The sequence below is a fragment of the Arenibacter sp. ARW7G5Y1 genome (assembly GCF_003201775.1).
Classification (GTDB): domain Bacteria; phylum Bacteroidota; class Bacteroidia; order Flavobacteriales; family Flavobacteriaceae; genus Arenibacter.
Window position 1 is genome coordinate 43544 of sequence record NZ_QJJZ01000013.1, and the last position, 16202, is coordinate 59745.

14 protein-coding genes and 1 pseudogene are annotated in these 16202 nt (G+C 41.8%); 6 read left to right on the forward strand and 9 right to left on the reverse strand.

The features are described from left to right. The first annotated feature begins 29 nt into the window (after positions 1–29). From C7972_RS17155 to C7972_RS23895, 5 genes are all read left to right on the forward strand, one after another. Positions 30–2405 (forward strand): prolyl oligopeptidase family serine peptidase, encoded by a 2376-nt coding sequence (locus C7972_RS17155; RefSeq protein WP_110357406.1) that lies wholly within the window; start codon positions 30–32, stop codon positions 2403–2405. A 360-nt stretch (positions 2406–2765) separates the two neighbouring features. Next, positions 2766–4283, forward strand: a complete 1518-nt coding sequence (locus tag C7972_RS17160; RefSeq protein WP_110357407.1) for a helicase HerA-like domain-containing protein — start codon at positions 2766–2768, stop codon at positions 4281–4283. A gap of 52 nt (positions 4284–4335) precedes the next feature. Continuing rightward, entirely contained in the window at positions 4336–4884 is a 549-nt protein-coding gene (locus C7972_RS17165; protein ID WP_110357408.1) for a hypothetical protein, read from the forward strand. An 11-nt stretch (positions 4885–4895) separates the two neighbouring features. Then, complete coding sequence (locus tag C7972_RS17170; RefSeq protein WP_110357409.1) at positions 4896–5735, forward strand: alpha/beta fold hydrolase; 840 nt, start codon at positions 4896–4898, stop codon at positions 5733–5735. Positions 5736–5835: 100 nt separating this feature from the next. Further along, positions 5836–6261 carry a VOC family protein gene (locus C7972_RS23895; protein WP_181422926.1) on the forward strand — a complete coding sequence of 142 codons (426 nt, stop codon included), beginning with the start codon at positions 5836–5838 and terminating at the stop codon, positions 6259–6261. A gap of 61 nt (positions 6262–6322) precedes the next feature. Here C7972_RS23895 and C7972_RS17180 read toward each other — a convergent pair whose 3' ends face one another. The 5 genes from C7972_RS17180 to C7972_RS17200 form a co-directional block, all read right to left on the reverse strand. Beyond that, complete coding sequence (locus C7972_RS17180) at positions 6323–7159, reverse strand: sugar phosphate isomerase/epimerase (RefSeq protein ID WP_110357410.1); 837 nt, start codon at positions 7157–7159, stop codon at positions 6323–6325. Between the two features lie 15 nt (positions 7160–7174). Beyond that, positions 7175–8146 carry an aldo/keto reductase gene (locus C7972_RS17185; RefSeq protein ID WP_110357411.1) on the reverse strand — a complete coding sequence of 324 codons (972 nt, stop codon included), beginning with the start codon at positions 8144–8146 and terminating at the stop codon, positions 7175–7177. A 92-nt stretch (positions 8147–8238) separates the two neighbouring features. Next, entirely contained in the window at positions 8239–9132 is an 894-nt protein-coding gene (locus C7972_RS17190) for an esterase family protein (RefSeq protein ID WP_258364885.1), read from the reverse strand. 10 nt (positions 9133–9142) lie between these two features. After that, the gene (gene fabV / locus C7972_RS17195) at positions 9143–10330 is read right to left on the reverse strand and encodes an enoyl-ACP reductase FabV (protein ID WP_110357412.1); all 1188 of its coding nucleotides are present in this window, start codon (positions 10328–10330) and stop codon (positions 9143–9145) included. Between the two features lie 162 nt (positions 10331–10492). Beyond that, entirely contained in the window at positions 10493–11656 is a 1164-nt protein-coding gene (locus C7972_RS17200) for a dipeptidase (RefSeq protein ID WP_110357413.1), read from the reverse strand. Between the two features lie 207 nt (positions 11657–11863). Here C7972_RS17200 and C7972_RS23900 point away from each other — a divergent pair, with 207 nt between their 5' ends. Further along, complete coding sequence (locus C7972_RS23900) at positions 11864–12013, forward strand: hypothetical protein (protein ID WP_181422928.1); 150 nt, start codon at positions 11864–11866, stop codon at positions 12011–12013. A 97-nt stretch (positions 12014–12110) separates the two neighbouring features. Here the strand turns inward: C7972_RS23900 and C7972_RS17205 are convergent, their stop codons facing one another. The 4 genes and pseudogenes from C7972_RS17205 to ffh form a co-directional block, all read right to left on the reverse strand. Beyond that, positions 12111–13190 (reverse strand): PAS domain S-box protein, encoded by a 1080-nt coding sequence (locus C7972_RS17205; protein WP_110357414.1) that lies wholly within the window; start codon positions 13188–13190, stop codon positions 12111–12113. Positions 13191–13379: 189 nt separating this feature from the next. Further along, entirely contained in the window at positions 13380–14264 is an 885-nt protein-coding gene (locus tag C7972_RS17210; protein ID WP_110357415.1) for a bifunctional 5,10-methylenetetrahydrofolate dehydrogenase/5,10-methenyltetrahydrofolate cyclohydrolase, read from the reverse strand. Positions 14265–14282: 18 nt separating this feature from the next. Beyond that, positions 14283–14686: pseudogene (locus C7972_RS17215) on the reverse strand (four helix bundle protein). 79 nt (positions 14687–14765) lie between these two features. Next, positions 14766–16103 carry a signal recognition particle protein gene (gene ffh / locus C7972_RS17220; protein WP_110357416.1) on the reverse strand — a complete coding sequence of 446 codons (1338 nt, stop codon included), beginning with the start codon at positions 16101–16103 and terminating at the stop codon, positions 14766–14768. Positions 16104–16202 lie beyond the last annotated feature (99 nt).

Sequence of the window (16202 nt, forward strand, 5' to 3'; positions counted from 1 at the left end):
AGGTCACCCTAGGCTTATAAACTAAGTAAATGAAGAACATTTGGCTACAGTGCAGTCTATTTCTATTGGTTATCATTCCTTGCGTGGCACAACAGGGAAATACCTCAACATTATCCGTCAAAGAAATTATGCAGGGCGATGACTTTGTGGGGCATCTTCCTTCCAATCCACAATGGTCCCTGGACGGACAGACCCTTTATTTTGACTGGAATCCCGTACAGGCCCAAAGCGACTCACTTTACAGCTACCATTTAAGATCGTCCAAGACGGTAAAAACAGATTTTGAAACAGCATATGCCCTACCCGGCTCCAACGGGGTCTATAACCAGGATAGATCCCTGAAACTATATACCAAGCGGGGTGACATATTTATGTTGAACCTTAAGACCCAACTCATTACACAAATAACCCGGACCGAAGCTTACGAAAGCTCTCCCCATTTTACCGAGAACGGCACCAAAGTGGCCTACCAAAAGGGCAAAAACCTATTTACTTGGAACATAGCTACCGGAAGTACCGTACAGCTGACCCAGATTAAGTCTAAAAAAACGGATGACGAAAAAAGTAAAAAAGACCAATGGCTTTACGAAGATCAATTGGGCCTATTTGATGTGCTGCGCGAAAGAAGAGCAAAAAAAGATGCCGCCGAGGAAATGAACAAACGCCTAGAGGCCAAGGAACCCTTGCCCATTGACCCCGGAGACAAATCCATCTACAATCTAAAGATTGATCCCAAGGGAGAATATATCACCTACATAGCCGTAAAATCGCCAACATCCAATAAAGGCACCATTGTTCCCCATTACGTTACCGAATCAGGGTATACCGAAGAAGAAAATACAAGATCCAAGGTAGGCGACGAACCCTACGAATATGAAATGTTCATATATGATATGGCCAAAAGAAAAGCCTATCAAGTTGTCCTGGACAGCCTGGAAGGTTTGGATTATATACCTGAGTACACCAAGGATTACCCCGATAAGGCCTACGAAAATAAAAACAGACTGGGCTATATTGATGGCCCTCTATGGAGCGAGGACGGAAAATATGCTGTAATCAACATTAGCAGCAACGATTATAAAGACCGATGGATTGCACTGCTAGACCCCAAAAACGGTACGGTTACGCAGTTGGATCGCCAACATGACGAAGCTTGGATAGCCGGTCCTGGTATTGGGGGAGGCAATATAGGTTGGATGCCCGATGGAAAAAGTATCTGGTTCCAATCTGAAAAAACTGGCTATTCGCATCTCTACAGAATGGATGTAATTACCAATAAAGTAACGGCATTAACATCTGGGGAATTTGAAATTTACGACCCTCAAATTTCAAAGGACAAGAAACGCTGGTATTTTACCGCCAATAAGAACCATCCCGGGGACAGACAGTTCTATAGTATGCCTATCGGAGGTGGACAACTACGGCAGTTGACCCAGATGACCGGTGACAACCAGGTTACCCTATCTCCTGACGAGCGTAAAATGGCCATTTTGTATTCGTACGCCAACAAGCCCACGGAACTCTATCTACAGGACAATCCTATTTGGGGAAAATCCAAGGCAGAAGCAAAACGTATCACTTTCTCCACTACCCAAAGCTTTAACGCATACCATTGGCGCGACCCGGAAATAATCACCTTTAAGGCCAAGGACGGTGAAGCGGTGCATGCCCGTTTGTACCAACCCAATTCCAATATCAAAAATAAGGCAGCCGTAATTTTCGTACATGGAGCCGGCTATTTACAGAACGCCCATAAATGGTGGAGCAGCTATTTTAGGGAGTATATGTTCCACAATCTCTTAGTGGACAATGGTTATACCGTTTTGGATATAGATTATAGGGGAAGTGCCGGTTATGGTCGGGATTGGAGAACAGGGATTTACAGGCATATGGGTGGAAAGGACCTGTACGACCATGTGGATGGAGCCGAATATTTAATAAATGAACTGGGCATAGACCAGGATAAAATAGGCATCTATGGCGGTTCCTATGGTGGATTTATTACCCTAATGGCAATGTTCACTGCCCCCGACACCTTTAAAGCCGGGGCGGCCATAAGATCCGTGGGAGACTGGGCAGCATACAACCATGGGTATACGGCCCGTATTTTGAACACTCCTGTCACCGACAGTTTGGCCTACCGAAGAAGCTCGCCCATATATTTTGCGGACGGATTAAAGGGCGATTTATTGATACTTCACGGCATGGTGGACGACAACGTACATTTTCAGGATATGGTGCGACTATCGCAACGCCTTATCGAATTGGAGAAACACAATTGGGAAATGGCCGTGTACCCAGTAGAACGGCATGGTTTTGTAGAACCCAGTAGCTGGACCGATGAATACACCCGTATCTTTAAGTTGTTCCAAAAGAGCTTATTGAATAAGAAACAGGAAGAATAAATGGGTCACTTATTTGGAATGGAGTGCATTTCTTTATTTTCTTGGAATATTAAGGGCAATAGATAAGGTGCATTTTTTATCCCCATTACAACCTTTTGAGTAATTGACCTCCAAGCGGAAAGACTGAAAACTTAAATTGCCAATCAGTATTGGGACCATAAAAATGCAGGCCGTAATGCAATACATTTTTAGAAATCACAGTCACAAAAAGCAAGGGGAATTTAACCAATGTAACAGTAATATTCAGCAAAGTATTCTTACCGTAAAGTAAGCGCTAGGTGGGAGGGCATAGGAATAACTTAAAACCAACAACTTTTCTTTTGACCAAAAATTAGTCTATTTTTATCAAAAATTAACCTAATGGACATCAAAGACAAATTCTTTGCACATATAGAGGAAGGATATACCACAAAGGGAGACTTTATTACCATGGGATCTGCCATGCTGGATGGGGAAACAATAACCAATGCACACGTAAAAATCCCGTTAAAGACCCTTAACAGGCATGGTCTTATTGCCGGAGCAACGGGTACCGGTAAAACCAAAACATTACAGATAATTGCTGAAAACTTATCGGACAAAGGTATCCCAGTGTTGTTGATGGACCTTAAGGGGGATCTGAGTGGACTGGCACAACCCAGTCCCGGACATGCAAAAATTGATGAACGTCACGCCAAAATAGGTGGCCTACCCTTTACCCCCAAAGCCTTTCCCGTGGAAATGCTTTCCCTTTCCGAACAGGATGGGGTAAAATTACGTGCTACTGTTTCAGAATTTGGACCGGTACTCTTAAGCCGAATATTGGATCTTTCGGTGACACAGGAAGGAATCGTAGCAGTTGTTTTTAAGTATTGTGATGATAATAAACTGCCGCTACTAGACCTAAAAGACTTTAAAAAGGTACTGCAATACGCTACCGAAGAGGGCAAAAAGGAATTCTCCGATTCCTATGGAAGAATCTCCACCAGTTCTACCGGAACCATTCTGAGAAAAATAATAGAACTGGAACAACAAGGTGCAGAGCTATTTTTCGGGGAAAAATCTTTTGATGTGGAAGACCTTACTCGTATCGATGAAAATGGCCGGGGCTATATCAACATTTTACGTTTGACCGATATCCAGGATCGTCCCAAATTGTTTTCTACCTTCATGCTGAGCCTCTTGGCTGAAATTTATGATACCTTTCCAGAACAAGGGGATACGGACAGACCGGAATTGGTCCTCTTTATAGACGAGGCCCACCTCATTTTTAATGAGGCTTCAAAAGCCCTATTGAATCAAATTGAGAGTATCGTAAAATTGATCCGCTCCAAAGGAATAGGGGTGTATTTTGTAACCCAAAACCCTACCGATGTCCCGGATGCGGTTCTGTCCCAGTTGGGATTAAAGGTGCAACATGCCTTACGGGCTTTTACGGCAAAAGATAGAAAAGCCATAAAACTTACCGCAGAAAACTATCCCATTTCAGATTTCTATGACACCAAGGAAGTTTTAACTTCCCTGGGAATAGGGGAGGCACTGATCAGTGCCCTTGACGAAAAGGGAAGACCAACCCCCCTAGCGGCCACTTTGCTTAGAGCCCCTATGAGCCGTATGGATATTCTTACGGACAGGGAGCTAAAAGAAGTTATAGACAAATCCAAATTGGTTGGAAAATACAATGAAACCATAGATCGCGAAAGCGCCTATGAACTGCTTAACGATAAGATTGAACGGGCAGAGAAACTGGCAGAGAAGGAAAAGGCCTCTTCCAAAACTAGATCAACCCGATCTTCCACAAGAAGGGCCAGTACACGCCAAAACCCTGTAATAAAAGTATTGACCAGTGCTACTTTTATAAGGGGAGTCCTAGGCGTTTTAAAGAAAGTAATGCGATAATCCATTGCACCATAAAAATCCATAATAAGTAAGAATACCTTTTAATTATAAAATGATAAGAAAAACGATTTTTGCCGTAGCACTAAGCGCGCTACTCTTTATTCAATGTAACACCAATACGGATTTTGTAATTGCCAAAGACCAAGTAGGCAAGCTGCTAAAATCCAATACCATTGATGACATTGAAACCGTATTTGCCAGTGATTCCATAGTTAGGGATACGGTAAATACCAGAATAGGTGCAGCAGTAAAAAAAATCAACATTTATGAAAAGGGAGGCAAGCATTTACTCACCCTTACCCCTAATATGGACAGCATTCAGAAATTTGAAATTATCCGCATTTACGATCCAAGATATGTTACCGAAAAAGGGGTTGGACTCAATAGCACCTTTAAGGATATCAAGGACAAACACAGCATTAAAAAAATTATTACCGCCCTCAACAATGTAGTGGTTTTCCTAAAAGACTCCGACGCTTATTTCACAATTGCCAAGACCGAACTTCCCAGCAACCTACAATATGGCAACAACACCAATATTGAAGCTGTTCAGATACCGGACAAGGCTAAGATCAAATATATGATGGTAGGCTGGGAATAGCCACAGATTCTATGCAAAAACTACTTTATCGCACGCTGGCACTATCCTACGGTGCCTACTTCAATTCAACCGCCCTTTTCTCGGAAAGGGAGGCTGGTAAAAAAGCGTTCAAAACTTTTACGACGCCTAGAAAGGGCAGAATTTTGCCGGTTCATCAAGAATACCTACAACGGCATTTGGGCAAAAGGGTTAAGGTGAACAACACTGGACTGCAGACCTATGAATGGCCGGGAACAAGGGAAACCGTTCTTTTAATGCACGGCTGGGAAAGCAATGCTTTTAGGTGGCGATATCTCATTGAAAAATTACAGGAAAGGGAATTTAACATCATTGCCTTTGACGCCCCAGGCCATGGACATTCAGAAGGAAATAGCTTAAACGTGGTTACCTATTCGGACAGCGCACGGCAGCTCATAGACCTTTACCGGCCCAAATATATTGTTGGGCATTCCATGGGGGGACTTGCCACCCTTCACAATCAATATCAAAATCCAAACACCTCCATTGAAAAAATAGTGACTTTGGGAGCCCCGGCCGAACTTTCCGAGCTAATGTCGCATTACCAAAACCTGGTCAGGTTTAACAAGCGGGTACTTGAAGCCTTGGATAGGCACATATATGAGCATTTCAACTTACGAATCCACGATATATCGACCCCCAAGTTTGCCAAATCCATTGAACAAAAAGGGCTTATCATCCACGATGAACGGGATACGATAACCCCGTTCAACGCTTCCGAACGTCTTCACCAAAACTGGAAAAATAGTAGCTTAATAAAAACCACCGGGCTTGGCCATTCCTTGCACCAAGAGGAAATAAACTTACAGATAGTAGACTTTTTATTGTCCTAAATTATAGCGCATTTTTACTCCCTAGCCTATTTCCTTTTTAAATTATGTTTATTTTTAAAAGTTTTATATCCCCTATTCCATAAATTAAAGAACTGGACCCATGCCCGAGATTACTCCCTTTCATATTGCCATTCCCGTACATAATTTGGCGGAGTGCCGTAAATTTTACGGGGAAATATTAAACTGTGAAGAAGGAAGAAGCAGTGACCATTGGGTAGACTTCAACCTGTTCGGCCACCAATTGGTAATCCATTACAAGCCTAAGGCCAAGGGAGAAGATTTGCACCTTAACCCTGTAGATGGCAAGGATGTCCCTGTACCACATTACGGAGTAGTCTTACCTTGGGATACTTTTTTTTCCTTTTCGGAAGAACTTATTGCCAAGGGTATAAACTTTGTTATTGAGCCCTATATCCGCTTTAAGGGCGAGGTAGGCGAACAGGCCACCATGTTTTTTTTGGACCCTGCAGGAAATGCCTTGGAATTCAAAGCCTTTAAGGATATGGGACAATTATTCGCCAAATGAGCTTCCCTTAGTCCATTACATTTTATTCCTTTATTTATTCAAGATAAAGCAACCTAAAAACCTACATATTTTTCATAAATTTCATATTGTGCTCCATACTCTCAAAAGGGGTACTGGCATACTCTTCTTGTTCTATGAAAATATATTTAAGTCCGGATTCCTTTTTATATTTAAGCACTTGGGCAATATCCAAGCCTCCCTTTCCAAACTCGGTACTTTCCTTTTTCACCATATCCATATCCTTCAAATGCCATAAAGGAAACCTTCCTTCATATTTTCTGAAATAATCCAAAGGATTCTTCCCGGCAACCACTACCCATCCCAGATCAAGTTCCATATGTACCAGACCCGGATCCGTATTGTTCAATAAAATATCGTAAAACACTTCCCCGTTTTCGGATTCGAATTCATATTCATGATTGTGGTATCCGAATTTGATATTTCTACTACCGCATTCCTCCCCTGCCTTATTAAAGGCCTCGGCTACAGCCTTGTAGTTATCCGCCGTCTGTCCTTCGGTAGGCATGGAGGAACAAATTAAATATTCCTGACCGGCCTCGGCCGCCTGATCCATAGTCGCCTTCCATTGTTCATCCAAGGCTACGTGGCCGCTCCTAAGGGTCATGCCAAGGTCTTCACAAACGTCTTTCATTTCTTTCGGCTTCAGACCGTAATACAGCCCCTTGGTACTCCTTGCCGATTCAATCTGTTTAATACCCAAGGCCGCAATACGCTTTAAGGTACCAACGGCATCTTCCAACATCTCCTTGCGAAAGGTATACAATTGTACCCCTAAATTTTTTTTAGGATTCTTATAGGGTAAGGTAAAGGATGGCAATAAAACCATTCCCGCTGCCAACATTCCTGACTGCATTAAAAATTCTTTTCTCGATGTCATAAATTTATTCTTTTCTTATTGCGACCATTCGGTTGGTTTTCTATCCCATCTATGGCTTTTCAATTCTTCATATAATATAATGGGCAACCCCTTGCCATCACTTACGGCCGTATTCATTAAAACGTTCCTTTCCTTGCGCATTCCAGGGATAATGGTGCTCACCGATTTGTTCATGGTAATAAAACGCAACGCCATTTCAGCCATGGTCATCCCCTCCGGAACAACCGGTCTCAATAGATCTGCCCTGTCCGCACTCGCAATTAAATTCTCGGGAACAAAATACGTTCCCCTCCAATCCCCTTCCGGAAACTTGGTCTCTTTGGTAATATTCCCGGTCAAGGTGCCTTCATCAAAAGGAACCCTTGCAATAACAGCTATATCCAATGCTTCACATAAGGGAAAAAGCTCGTCTTCCGGAGCTTGGTCGAAAATATTGTAAATAACCTGCACCGCATCAAAAACACCGGTCTTAAGGGCTTTTATACCATTTTCGGGCTCCCAACGGTTTACACTGATCCCCATGGCAGCTACCTTCCCCGACTTTTTTAAATCTTCCACTGCTCTTTGCCATTCCTCACGATCGGACCAACTGTCGTCCCAGGTATGGAATTGCATTAAATCCAATTGCTCCGACCGTAAATTTTTAAGGGTTTTTTCGGTATAATCCATTATATGGGAGGTAGGATAGGATTCCTCTAAACTATATTCCGGTTTTGCCGGCCATTTGAAATTTTTCGCCGGAATCTTACTTGCGGTATATAGTTTCTTGTTGGGAAACCTTTGCAACAACTCTCCCAATAATTTTTCACTGTGCCCATGGCCATAGGCCCAAGCGGTATCGAAAAAATTAACTCCGTTTTCCACGGCCAGATCCAACGACTTGGCAGACAGCAGGTCATCGGATTCGGTCCATCCGCCCATACCCCACATTCCATATCCTATTTCACTAACATCCCATTGGGTTCTGCCAAATTTTCTTTTGATCATACTTGTTCTTTACACTCTTACTCCGAAAGATCCCGGACATGGGTTAGTTCGAATTCGATTTAAAAATCAAACCGACCCATGTTGTTTAGATATCAATATTGATGGAAGGCATCGGAAACAAATTCCAAAACCACGGGTAGGGATTCCCGCCAATAGGTCCAACTATGACGCCCTTCCCTCACCCTGTATTCATGTGGCACCTCCTTCTTTTTCATAGCAATATGCACCAGACTATTGCCTTCATATAGAAAATCATCGTCCCCACAGTCTATGTACCATCTAACCGACTTTAGATCCTCTAGGGATGAAGCCTGTATAAGCGACAGGGCATTGTGTTTTTCATAATAGGCACTTACAAGACCATCTTCGTACTTCTCATTGTTATTTTTTAGCCTTTGTTTAAAATCATCCAAACTTAGGGCTCCTATATAGGCACTTAAAGGACAGGCTGAAGAAAATAACTCCGGGTGGCGCAAGGCGTACATGAACGATCCACCACCACCCATAGAAAGGCCGGCTATGGCCCTAAAGCGCTTTTCCCCTTTAATGCGATATTTCTTCTCTACATAGGGCATTAATTCCTCAAAAAAGAAATCCTCATACCTCCAGTCCCCTTTTATGGAATTGAAATAGCCTCTAGTACCCGTATTGGCGTCTGGCATCACAATAATCATTGGAGTAGCCTTACCTTCTTGAATAGCGTTATCCGTAATGCGCAACACCTCTCCAAATTGCACCCAGCCCGTTTGATCGTCCCCAGCTCCATGTAATAGGTATAATACCGGATAACTTCTATTGGATGTTTCATAATCAGGCGGCAGGTATACAGCAAATTTCCTTTCGCTCTTTAGAATTTCACTCTTCATTGTAAGAGCATCAAATACCTTTCCGGTCTGCGCGTTTGAGGCGGTAAGCCAAACTAGCGCACATAACAATAATAGATTATTTCGCATATTTATCAGGTTTCTACCACGTACGGTATACATTAGCAAATAATTATTGAAGCCCTGGAATATCCACTATTTCGTTCACGTCCTCATCATAATCCACGCCTTCTACCATAAAACCGAACAAATTGAAGAAATCCTTTTCATACCCTTTAAGATCACCAATATTGGGTAAAGTTTCGGTAGTGGCCTTCTTCCAAAGTTCGGCTACCTTGGCCTGCACATCAGCGCGCATTTCCAAATCATCTATTCGTATTCTTCCTTTATCATCGGTAGGTACCTGGCCAGCATACAATCTATCCTGGAACAAGCGCTGAATTTGTTCTATACATCCTTCGTGTATGCCCTCCTCCTTCATTACCTTGTACAGTAGGGATATATATAAAGGAATTACCGGTATGGCAGAACTTGCCTGGGTCACCAAGGCCTTATTTACCGAAACATAAGCCTTACCATTTAATGGCTTTAAACTGTCCGTAATGGTAAAAGCAGTGGCTTCCAAATGATCCTTGGCACGGCCAATGGTTCCTTTTCTATAAACCGCTTCTGTAAGTGACGGACCAATATAAGAGTAGGCTATAGTGGTAAATCCTTCAGAAAGCAGACCTTCACCTTTCAAATCATCGATCCACATTTTCCAGTCTTCACCTCCCATGACCGCCACAGTATTCGCTATATCATCCCCTTGGGCAGGTTCTATGGACACTTCGGATACTACCCCGGTATGAAAGTCCACCGTTTTGTTTTGAAATTTAGCCCCTATTGGTTTTAAGACCGATTTATATTTTACTCCAGTATCCGGATGCGTCCTTACCGGGGAAGCCAAACTGTAAATCACCATATCTATTTGTCCCAAATCGGCTTTGATAAGAGCTAAGGTCTGTTTTTTAATTTCATTGGAAAAGGCATCCCCATTTATACTTTTGGCGTATAATCCCGCCTTATGCGCTTCTTTTTCAAAGGCCGCACTATTGTACCAACCTGGGGAGGCCGGTCTGCCCTCTGAAGGTGGTTTTTCAAAAAACACCCCTATAGTGGAAGCTCCTGCACCAAAGGCGCTGGTAATTCTGGAGGCCAGGCCAAATCCTGTGGAAGCTCCTATCACCAATACTTTTTTTGCCCCATCAATGGCTCCCTTGGACTTTATATATTCAATTTGGTCAATAACATTTTGTTCACATCCTTTAGGATGGGAGGTAAGGCAAATAAATCCGCGTGTTCTAGGCTCTATTATCATTTCTTAATTTATTTTCAGCACTTTCCCAATACGGGTCGTGCAAAAGTGCATATTGTTTATAATTTTCCCAATTATCGAAGATATATAAAAGATTCAAAAGATAAAGTTGAAGTGGGCAAAATTGCATCCCATAATAGGGAATTATACAAAACTATTCCCAAGTTAAGGCAATTGTTCCATTAAAAACCGTTTAACATTCTCGCCCATAACGGCTCTGATCTCCAATTCCGAAAATCCTTGATTCATTAATTCCTGTACAATAAATGGCAGACCGGTTACATCTATAGGGGTTGTGGCCGCCCCATCAAAATCGGACCCTAGGGCCACATGTTCTATACCCACCAGATCACGGACATACTTCATAGCCTCCACAATGTGCTTAATCTCCCCTTTTATGGCACCTCTAAAAAACCCAATACCTATTAGCCCCCCGGAGGCTGCAATTCTATTTATATGTTGGTCTGATATATTTCTGGGGCTATCCTTGGTGCCTTTAACACCGGTATGGGATACCACAACCGGACGGGTAGTTTGGTCAAGAATTTCATCTATCATTTTGGGGGATACGTGAGCCAAATCGATTATGATACCCAAACGGTTCATCTCCTTGATTACCTCCTTACCAAAATTGGTAAGTCCAGCCCCGGAAAGACCATGTGCGGATCCACCTAATTCATTGTCGAAAAAATGCGTGGGAGCCATCATTCTAACTCCTTCGTCGTAAAGGTTCTGTACATTATACAAATTCCCCTCCAGACAATGTGCCCCTTCAATTCCCAAAAGGCCTCCAATGACCTCTGGGTCCGTTTGCTTAGATGCTATCAATTTTGTTAGATCTTGGCGCGATTCAACCAATAAGAATTTACCGTCATACTTCTCTTGGTATTCCTGCAAAGCCCTTGCCTGGTGCACGGCCCGCTTGTACAGACTAAACCACTTATCGGGCAGTTGGCCCTGAACGAAATTCAACAACGTAATTTTATCGAAGGCATCCGCACTGTTCTGCTTAAAATTTTGCCCTTTGGGCGATTTGGTAACAATGGTAAAAGCCTGCAAGCTCATATTGGCCTGTTGCATACGTGGAAAATCCAAATGGGCATAATCCATTTTTTTGGTCAAGTCACGATCCCAAAGCAAGGCATCACAATGCAGGTCTGCAATGAACCCCAAAGAATTATACAGTTCTTTTGCTTCGGGCCCCAGTTGTCTGGGATCGTTATATTCAACAAGGTTCATCTGTTTATCCAAAATTGGAGACACCAGAAACGTTGCCAAGAAATAAAGCAGTAGTACAACGGCCAAGGTATACCTAAGAATTTTTTTCATCCAATTTCGCCAATTTTGTGAGCCAAAAAATAATCAAAATAAATTAAAAACAATTATAAAGTGAATCGATTTCTAAATTTTTAAGTCCTAATGGACTGTATCTCTTTTTGGTGTTGTCTAAAAACGTAAATGCTTGTAAAACAAAAAAGAAGATTTAACGTTATGTCATTAAATTGAATTTGGAAACACCTACTAAAATCTGAACTCATGAAAAAAGCAATCTACTTAGCAACATTCTTATTTTGCACCCTAACCATCTTCAGTTGTACCAATGACGAAGATGAGGAAAAAATTGATGTCCTAACCCCTTCCGATAGTACCCAAACCAGTCTTGAAGTTTTTGAACCAGCGGAATAGGGCATAAAAAAGGTCGGTTTGTAGCGAGATATTCTCCAAACCGACCTTTTTATTATTGTTTTACTCCCTTGAAATTCTTTTTAAATCGGCCATTTTCTCATTTGAAGGTAATGGTAAAGGTAACCCCATTATTAACTTCACTTTCTACTGCAATAGTACCTCCGAGACTGTTGATATGATTATACACCAGATAAAGTCCAACCCCTTTACTATCCCCATCTCCACCTCCATTATTATGGAATTTTTGATTGAGGCCAAATATTTTACTGCCAAACTTTTCCATGTCAAAACCAAGGCCGTTGTCTGTATAAATAAGCTGATTCTTACCTTCTACAACCTGTGATGTAATAGAAATTACCGGCGGAACATCGGGCCTGGCATACTTAATGGAATTGGTCAACAGGTTTAGGAAAATACTTTCCATATAACTTGGATTATGTCTTACGCCCCTTAAATTGGAAAAATCTACATTAAAGGTTACATTGGCATTCCCCAATAGGGAACTGATGGATGACTTAACCTGTTTAAGAATTAATTCAAAATCTACTACCTCCAGGTCTATGTTCGATGTTTCCCTCTTACTTATAAGATCCACATAATTGTTCAGGGAATTATTGAGCCCCTCGGTGGCCATCTTCATATAATCCAAGGTTTCCAAAATTTCCTTATCTTCAATTTTGCTCATATCCAAAAACCCAAATATGGATAATAAATTGTTTACTGGAGACCTTAAATCATGGGATGTGGTATAATTGAGTTGTTTCAACTCATGGTTTTTATCCACCAAGTTGATCAGATGCTCAATACGCTCTTTTTCCAGTTTCTTTTTATGGGTTATATTTTTGGCAATGGCATATACCAATTTTTCATTCTCCAAGGGTATGGAAGTCCAATGCAACCAAATTATCTCCCCTGTTTTAGAGACGTATCTATTTTCGTAATTGACCAAGGGCACATTCTTTATCAAATTCTCCCTATATCTACCCGTCAGGTCCCTATCTTCCTCATGGATGAACTCCTGTATTTTCCTGGAAAACAACTCCTCTTCGGTATAGCCCAAGAGTTGCACCAAAGCTGGATTTACTTTTTTAAAATAGCCGTCATAACCAGCTATACATAATAAATCCATGGAAAGATTAAAAAAAGGTTCCAGACTAAGGTTATCGGTTTCTTGCATGCTGTTGTTATGATAATGGTAATATACGTTTTTTAACCAAACAAAATAAATACTAGTGCTTGTCCTGCCCAAGGCCAGACTATTAGGTAAGCTCTTCACAAATTCAAAAAACTGCCATTATCAATCCCATCACGAACATATGGGTATAAACAAAAAAACCGCAGTTAAAATGAATGCGGTCTTCTGGAATTATTTTTGGCTTCTATGCCTTTCCCGTGCCAACAAGGTATTTTTTAACAACATGGCGATCGTCATTGGTCCCACACCTCCAGGAACCGGAGTAATATAAGAAGCCTTCTTGCTCACATTTTCAAAATCCACATCCCCCGTTATATAATAACCTCTCTCTTTGGTGTCGTCCGGAACTCTGGTGATGCCAACATCAATGATTACGGCATCATCCTTCACCATTTCGGCTTTTAAAAAGTTGGGCACTCCCAATGCGGAGATAACTATATCGGCCTGTGATATAATCTGGGTAATATTTTTGGTATGGCTATGCGTAAGGGTTACGGTGGAATTTCCAGGCCAACCTTTTCTTCCCATAAGAATACTCATTGGTCTACCTACAATATGGCTCCGACCAATAACTACGGTATGCTTTCCCTTTGTCTCCACCTTATATCTTTCCAAGAGTTCCAATATCCCAAAAGGCGTGGCAGGAATAAAAGTGCTCATATCCAGGGCCATTTTTCCAAAGTTGGTCGGATGGAATCCGTCCACATCCTTATCCGGATCCACCGCCAACAAGACACGTTGTGTATTGATCTGCTCTGGCAAAGGCAATTGAACAATAAATCCGTCTATATCCTCATTCTTGTTGAGTTCTTCTATTTTGTTCAACAACTCCTGTTCCGAGGTGGTGCTTGGCAACTGTACCAAGGTAGATTCGAATCCTACTTTCTCACAGGACCTTACCTTGCTACCAACATAGGTAAGACTGGCACCGTCGTTCCCCACGATAACCGCTGCCAAATGTGGCACCTTTTCACCACGCTCCCTCATTTTAGCTACCTCAGCGGCTATTTCCTCCTTTATTTGATTCGATACTTTTTTACCGTCTAAAATTTCCATTCATTTAAAGTTTAATGTTCAAGGTTGTTGTTTGTTGAATTTTGACCCCTTGTACTCTGATCGGGACAAGTAACTAATAAAGGAGCTGATTTTTTTTTACTTTCCAAAAGAACCAATTCGTAAAGAACCTCGAAAGAGGATCTGTTAATATGATTTCTATCCAATACTCTATAAAGTTGGGAACGTAGTTCACCACATGAAGCTTTTGCTATTCTTAAAAATTGAATAAATTCGCGATTGCCATTGCGCTCGAACCCTTCTGAAATATTATCCATAATTGATCCAGAACTTTTATCCATCTGATTCCTAAGAGCATAATTGCTGCCTAAAGAAGTGGTTTCAAAAATTTGATGTACTTTATTACATATCTCCCGAGCCAACTGCCATATTACCAAATCTTCAAACCTTTCAACCTTTGCCATTAGGACATCTATTTTATACTTTGCTCCTGCAATCTGAAACCTCGAACCTGGAACCTTTGACTTTCAATTTCGAACAACCCTACTTCATCCCCTTCATGGCCCCCATCATCTGCATCATCTTTTTGCCGCCGCCGCCCTGCATCATCTTCATCATCTTGCTCATTTGATCAAATTGCTTCAGCAATTGATTTATTTCCTGAATACTGGTACCACTACCTTTGGCTATCCTCTTTTTTCGACTGGCGTTCAATTTAGCCGGGGTAGATCGTTCATCCGGGGTCATGGAATGTATAATGGCCTCTATATGTTTAAAGGCATCATCATCTATATCCAAGCCTTTTAAAGCTTTTCCTGCTCCAGGAATCATCCCCATAAGATCTTTAAGGCTACCCATCTTTTTTATTTGCTGGATCTGGCTTAAAAAGTCATCAAAACCAAATTTATTCTTGGCTATCTTCTTCTGGATTTTCCTGGCCTCCTCCTCATCAAACTGCTCTTGGGCCCTTTCCACCAAAGACACCACATCCCCCATACCAAGGATTCGTTCGGCCATACGGGAAGGGTAAAAGACATCTATGGCATCCATTTTTTCCCCCGTACCTATAAACTTAATGGGCTTGTTTACGACAGATTTAATGGAAATAGCGGCACCACCACGGGTGTCCCCATCCAATTTTGTTAATATGACCCCGTCAAAATTAAGAACGTCGTTAAAGGATTTGGCAGTATTAACAGCATCCTGTCCTGTCATGGAATCTACCACGAACAGGGTTTCCTGAGGCTGTATGGCTTTATGGATATCGGCAATTTCATTCATCATTTGCTCATCCACTGCCAAACGACCTGCCGTATCAATAATAACTACATTAAAACCATTGGCCTTTGCATGGGCAATACCTGCTTTTGAGATGGCAACGGGGTCATTATTTCCCCGGTCCGAAAAAACCTCAACACCAATCTGCTCCCCTACTACATGAAGTTGGTCTATCGCAGCAGGCCTATAAACATCACAGGCCACCAACAAAGGTTTTTTTGTCTTTTTGGTTTTAAGATAATTGGCCAATTTTCCTGAAAAGGTAGTTTTACCGGAACCCTGTAGACCGGACATTAGGATTACGGAGGGCGTACCGGATAAATTGATGCCCTCAGCGTCTCCGCCCATAAGCTCAGTAAGCTCGTCCTTCACCAATTTTACCATCAACTGGCCTGGCTGAAGGGAGGTCAATACATCCTGTCCCAATGCTTTTTCCTTTACCTTATTGGTAAACTCCTTGGCAATTTTAAAGTTGACATCCGCATCCAAAAGTGCCCTACGCACCTCCTTTAAGGTTTCCGCAACATTGATCTCTGTAATTTGTCCATGTCCTTTTAGAACATGTAACGCCTTATCCAACTTTTCACTTAAATTATCAAACATAGTCTTACTGTATTATCAGGAAAGCGCAAATTTAAGAATAACTGCCGTAAGTGTGAAGCCTGGGATGAAAAATATAAAAGTAAAAAAAGGGCAGCTTCC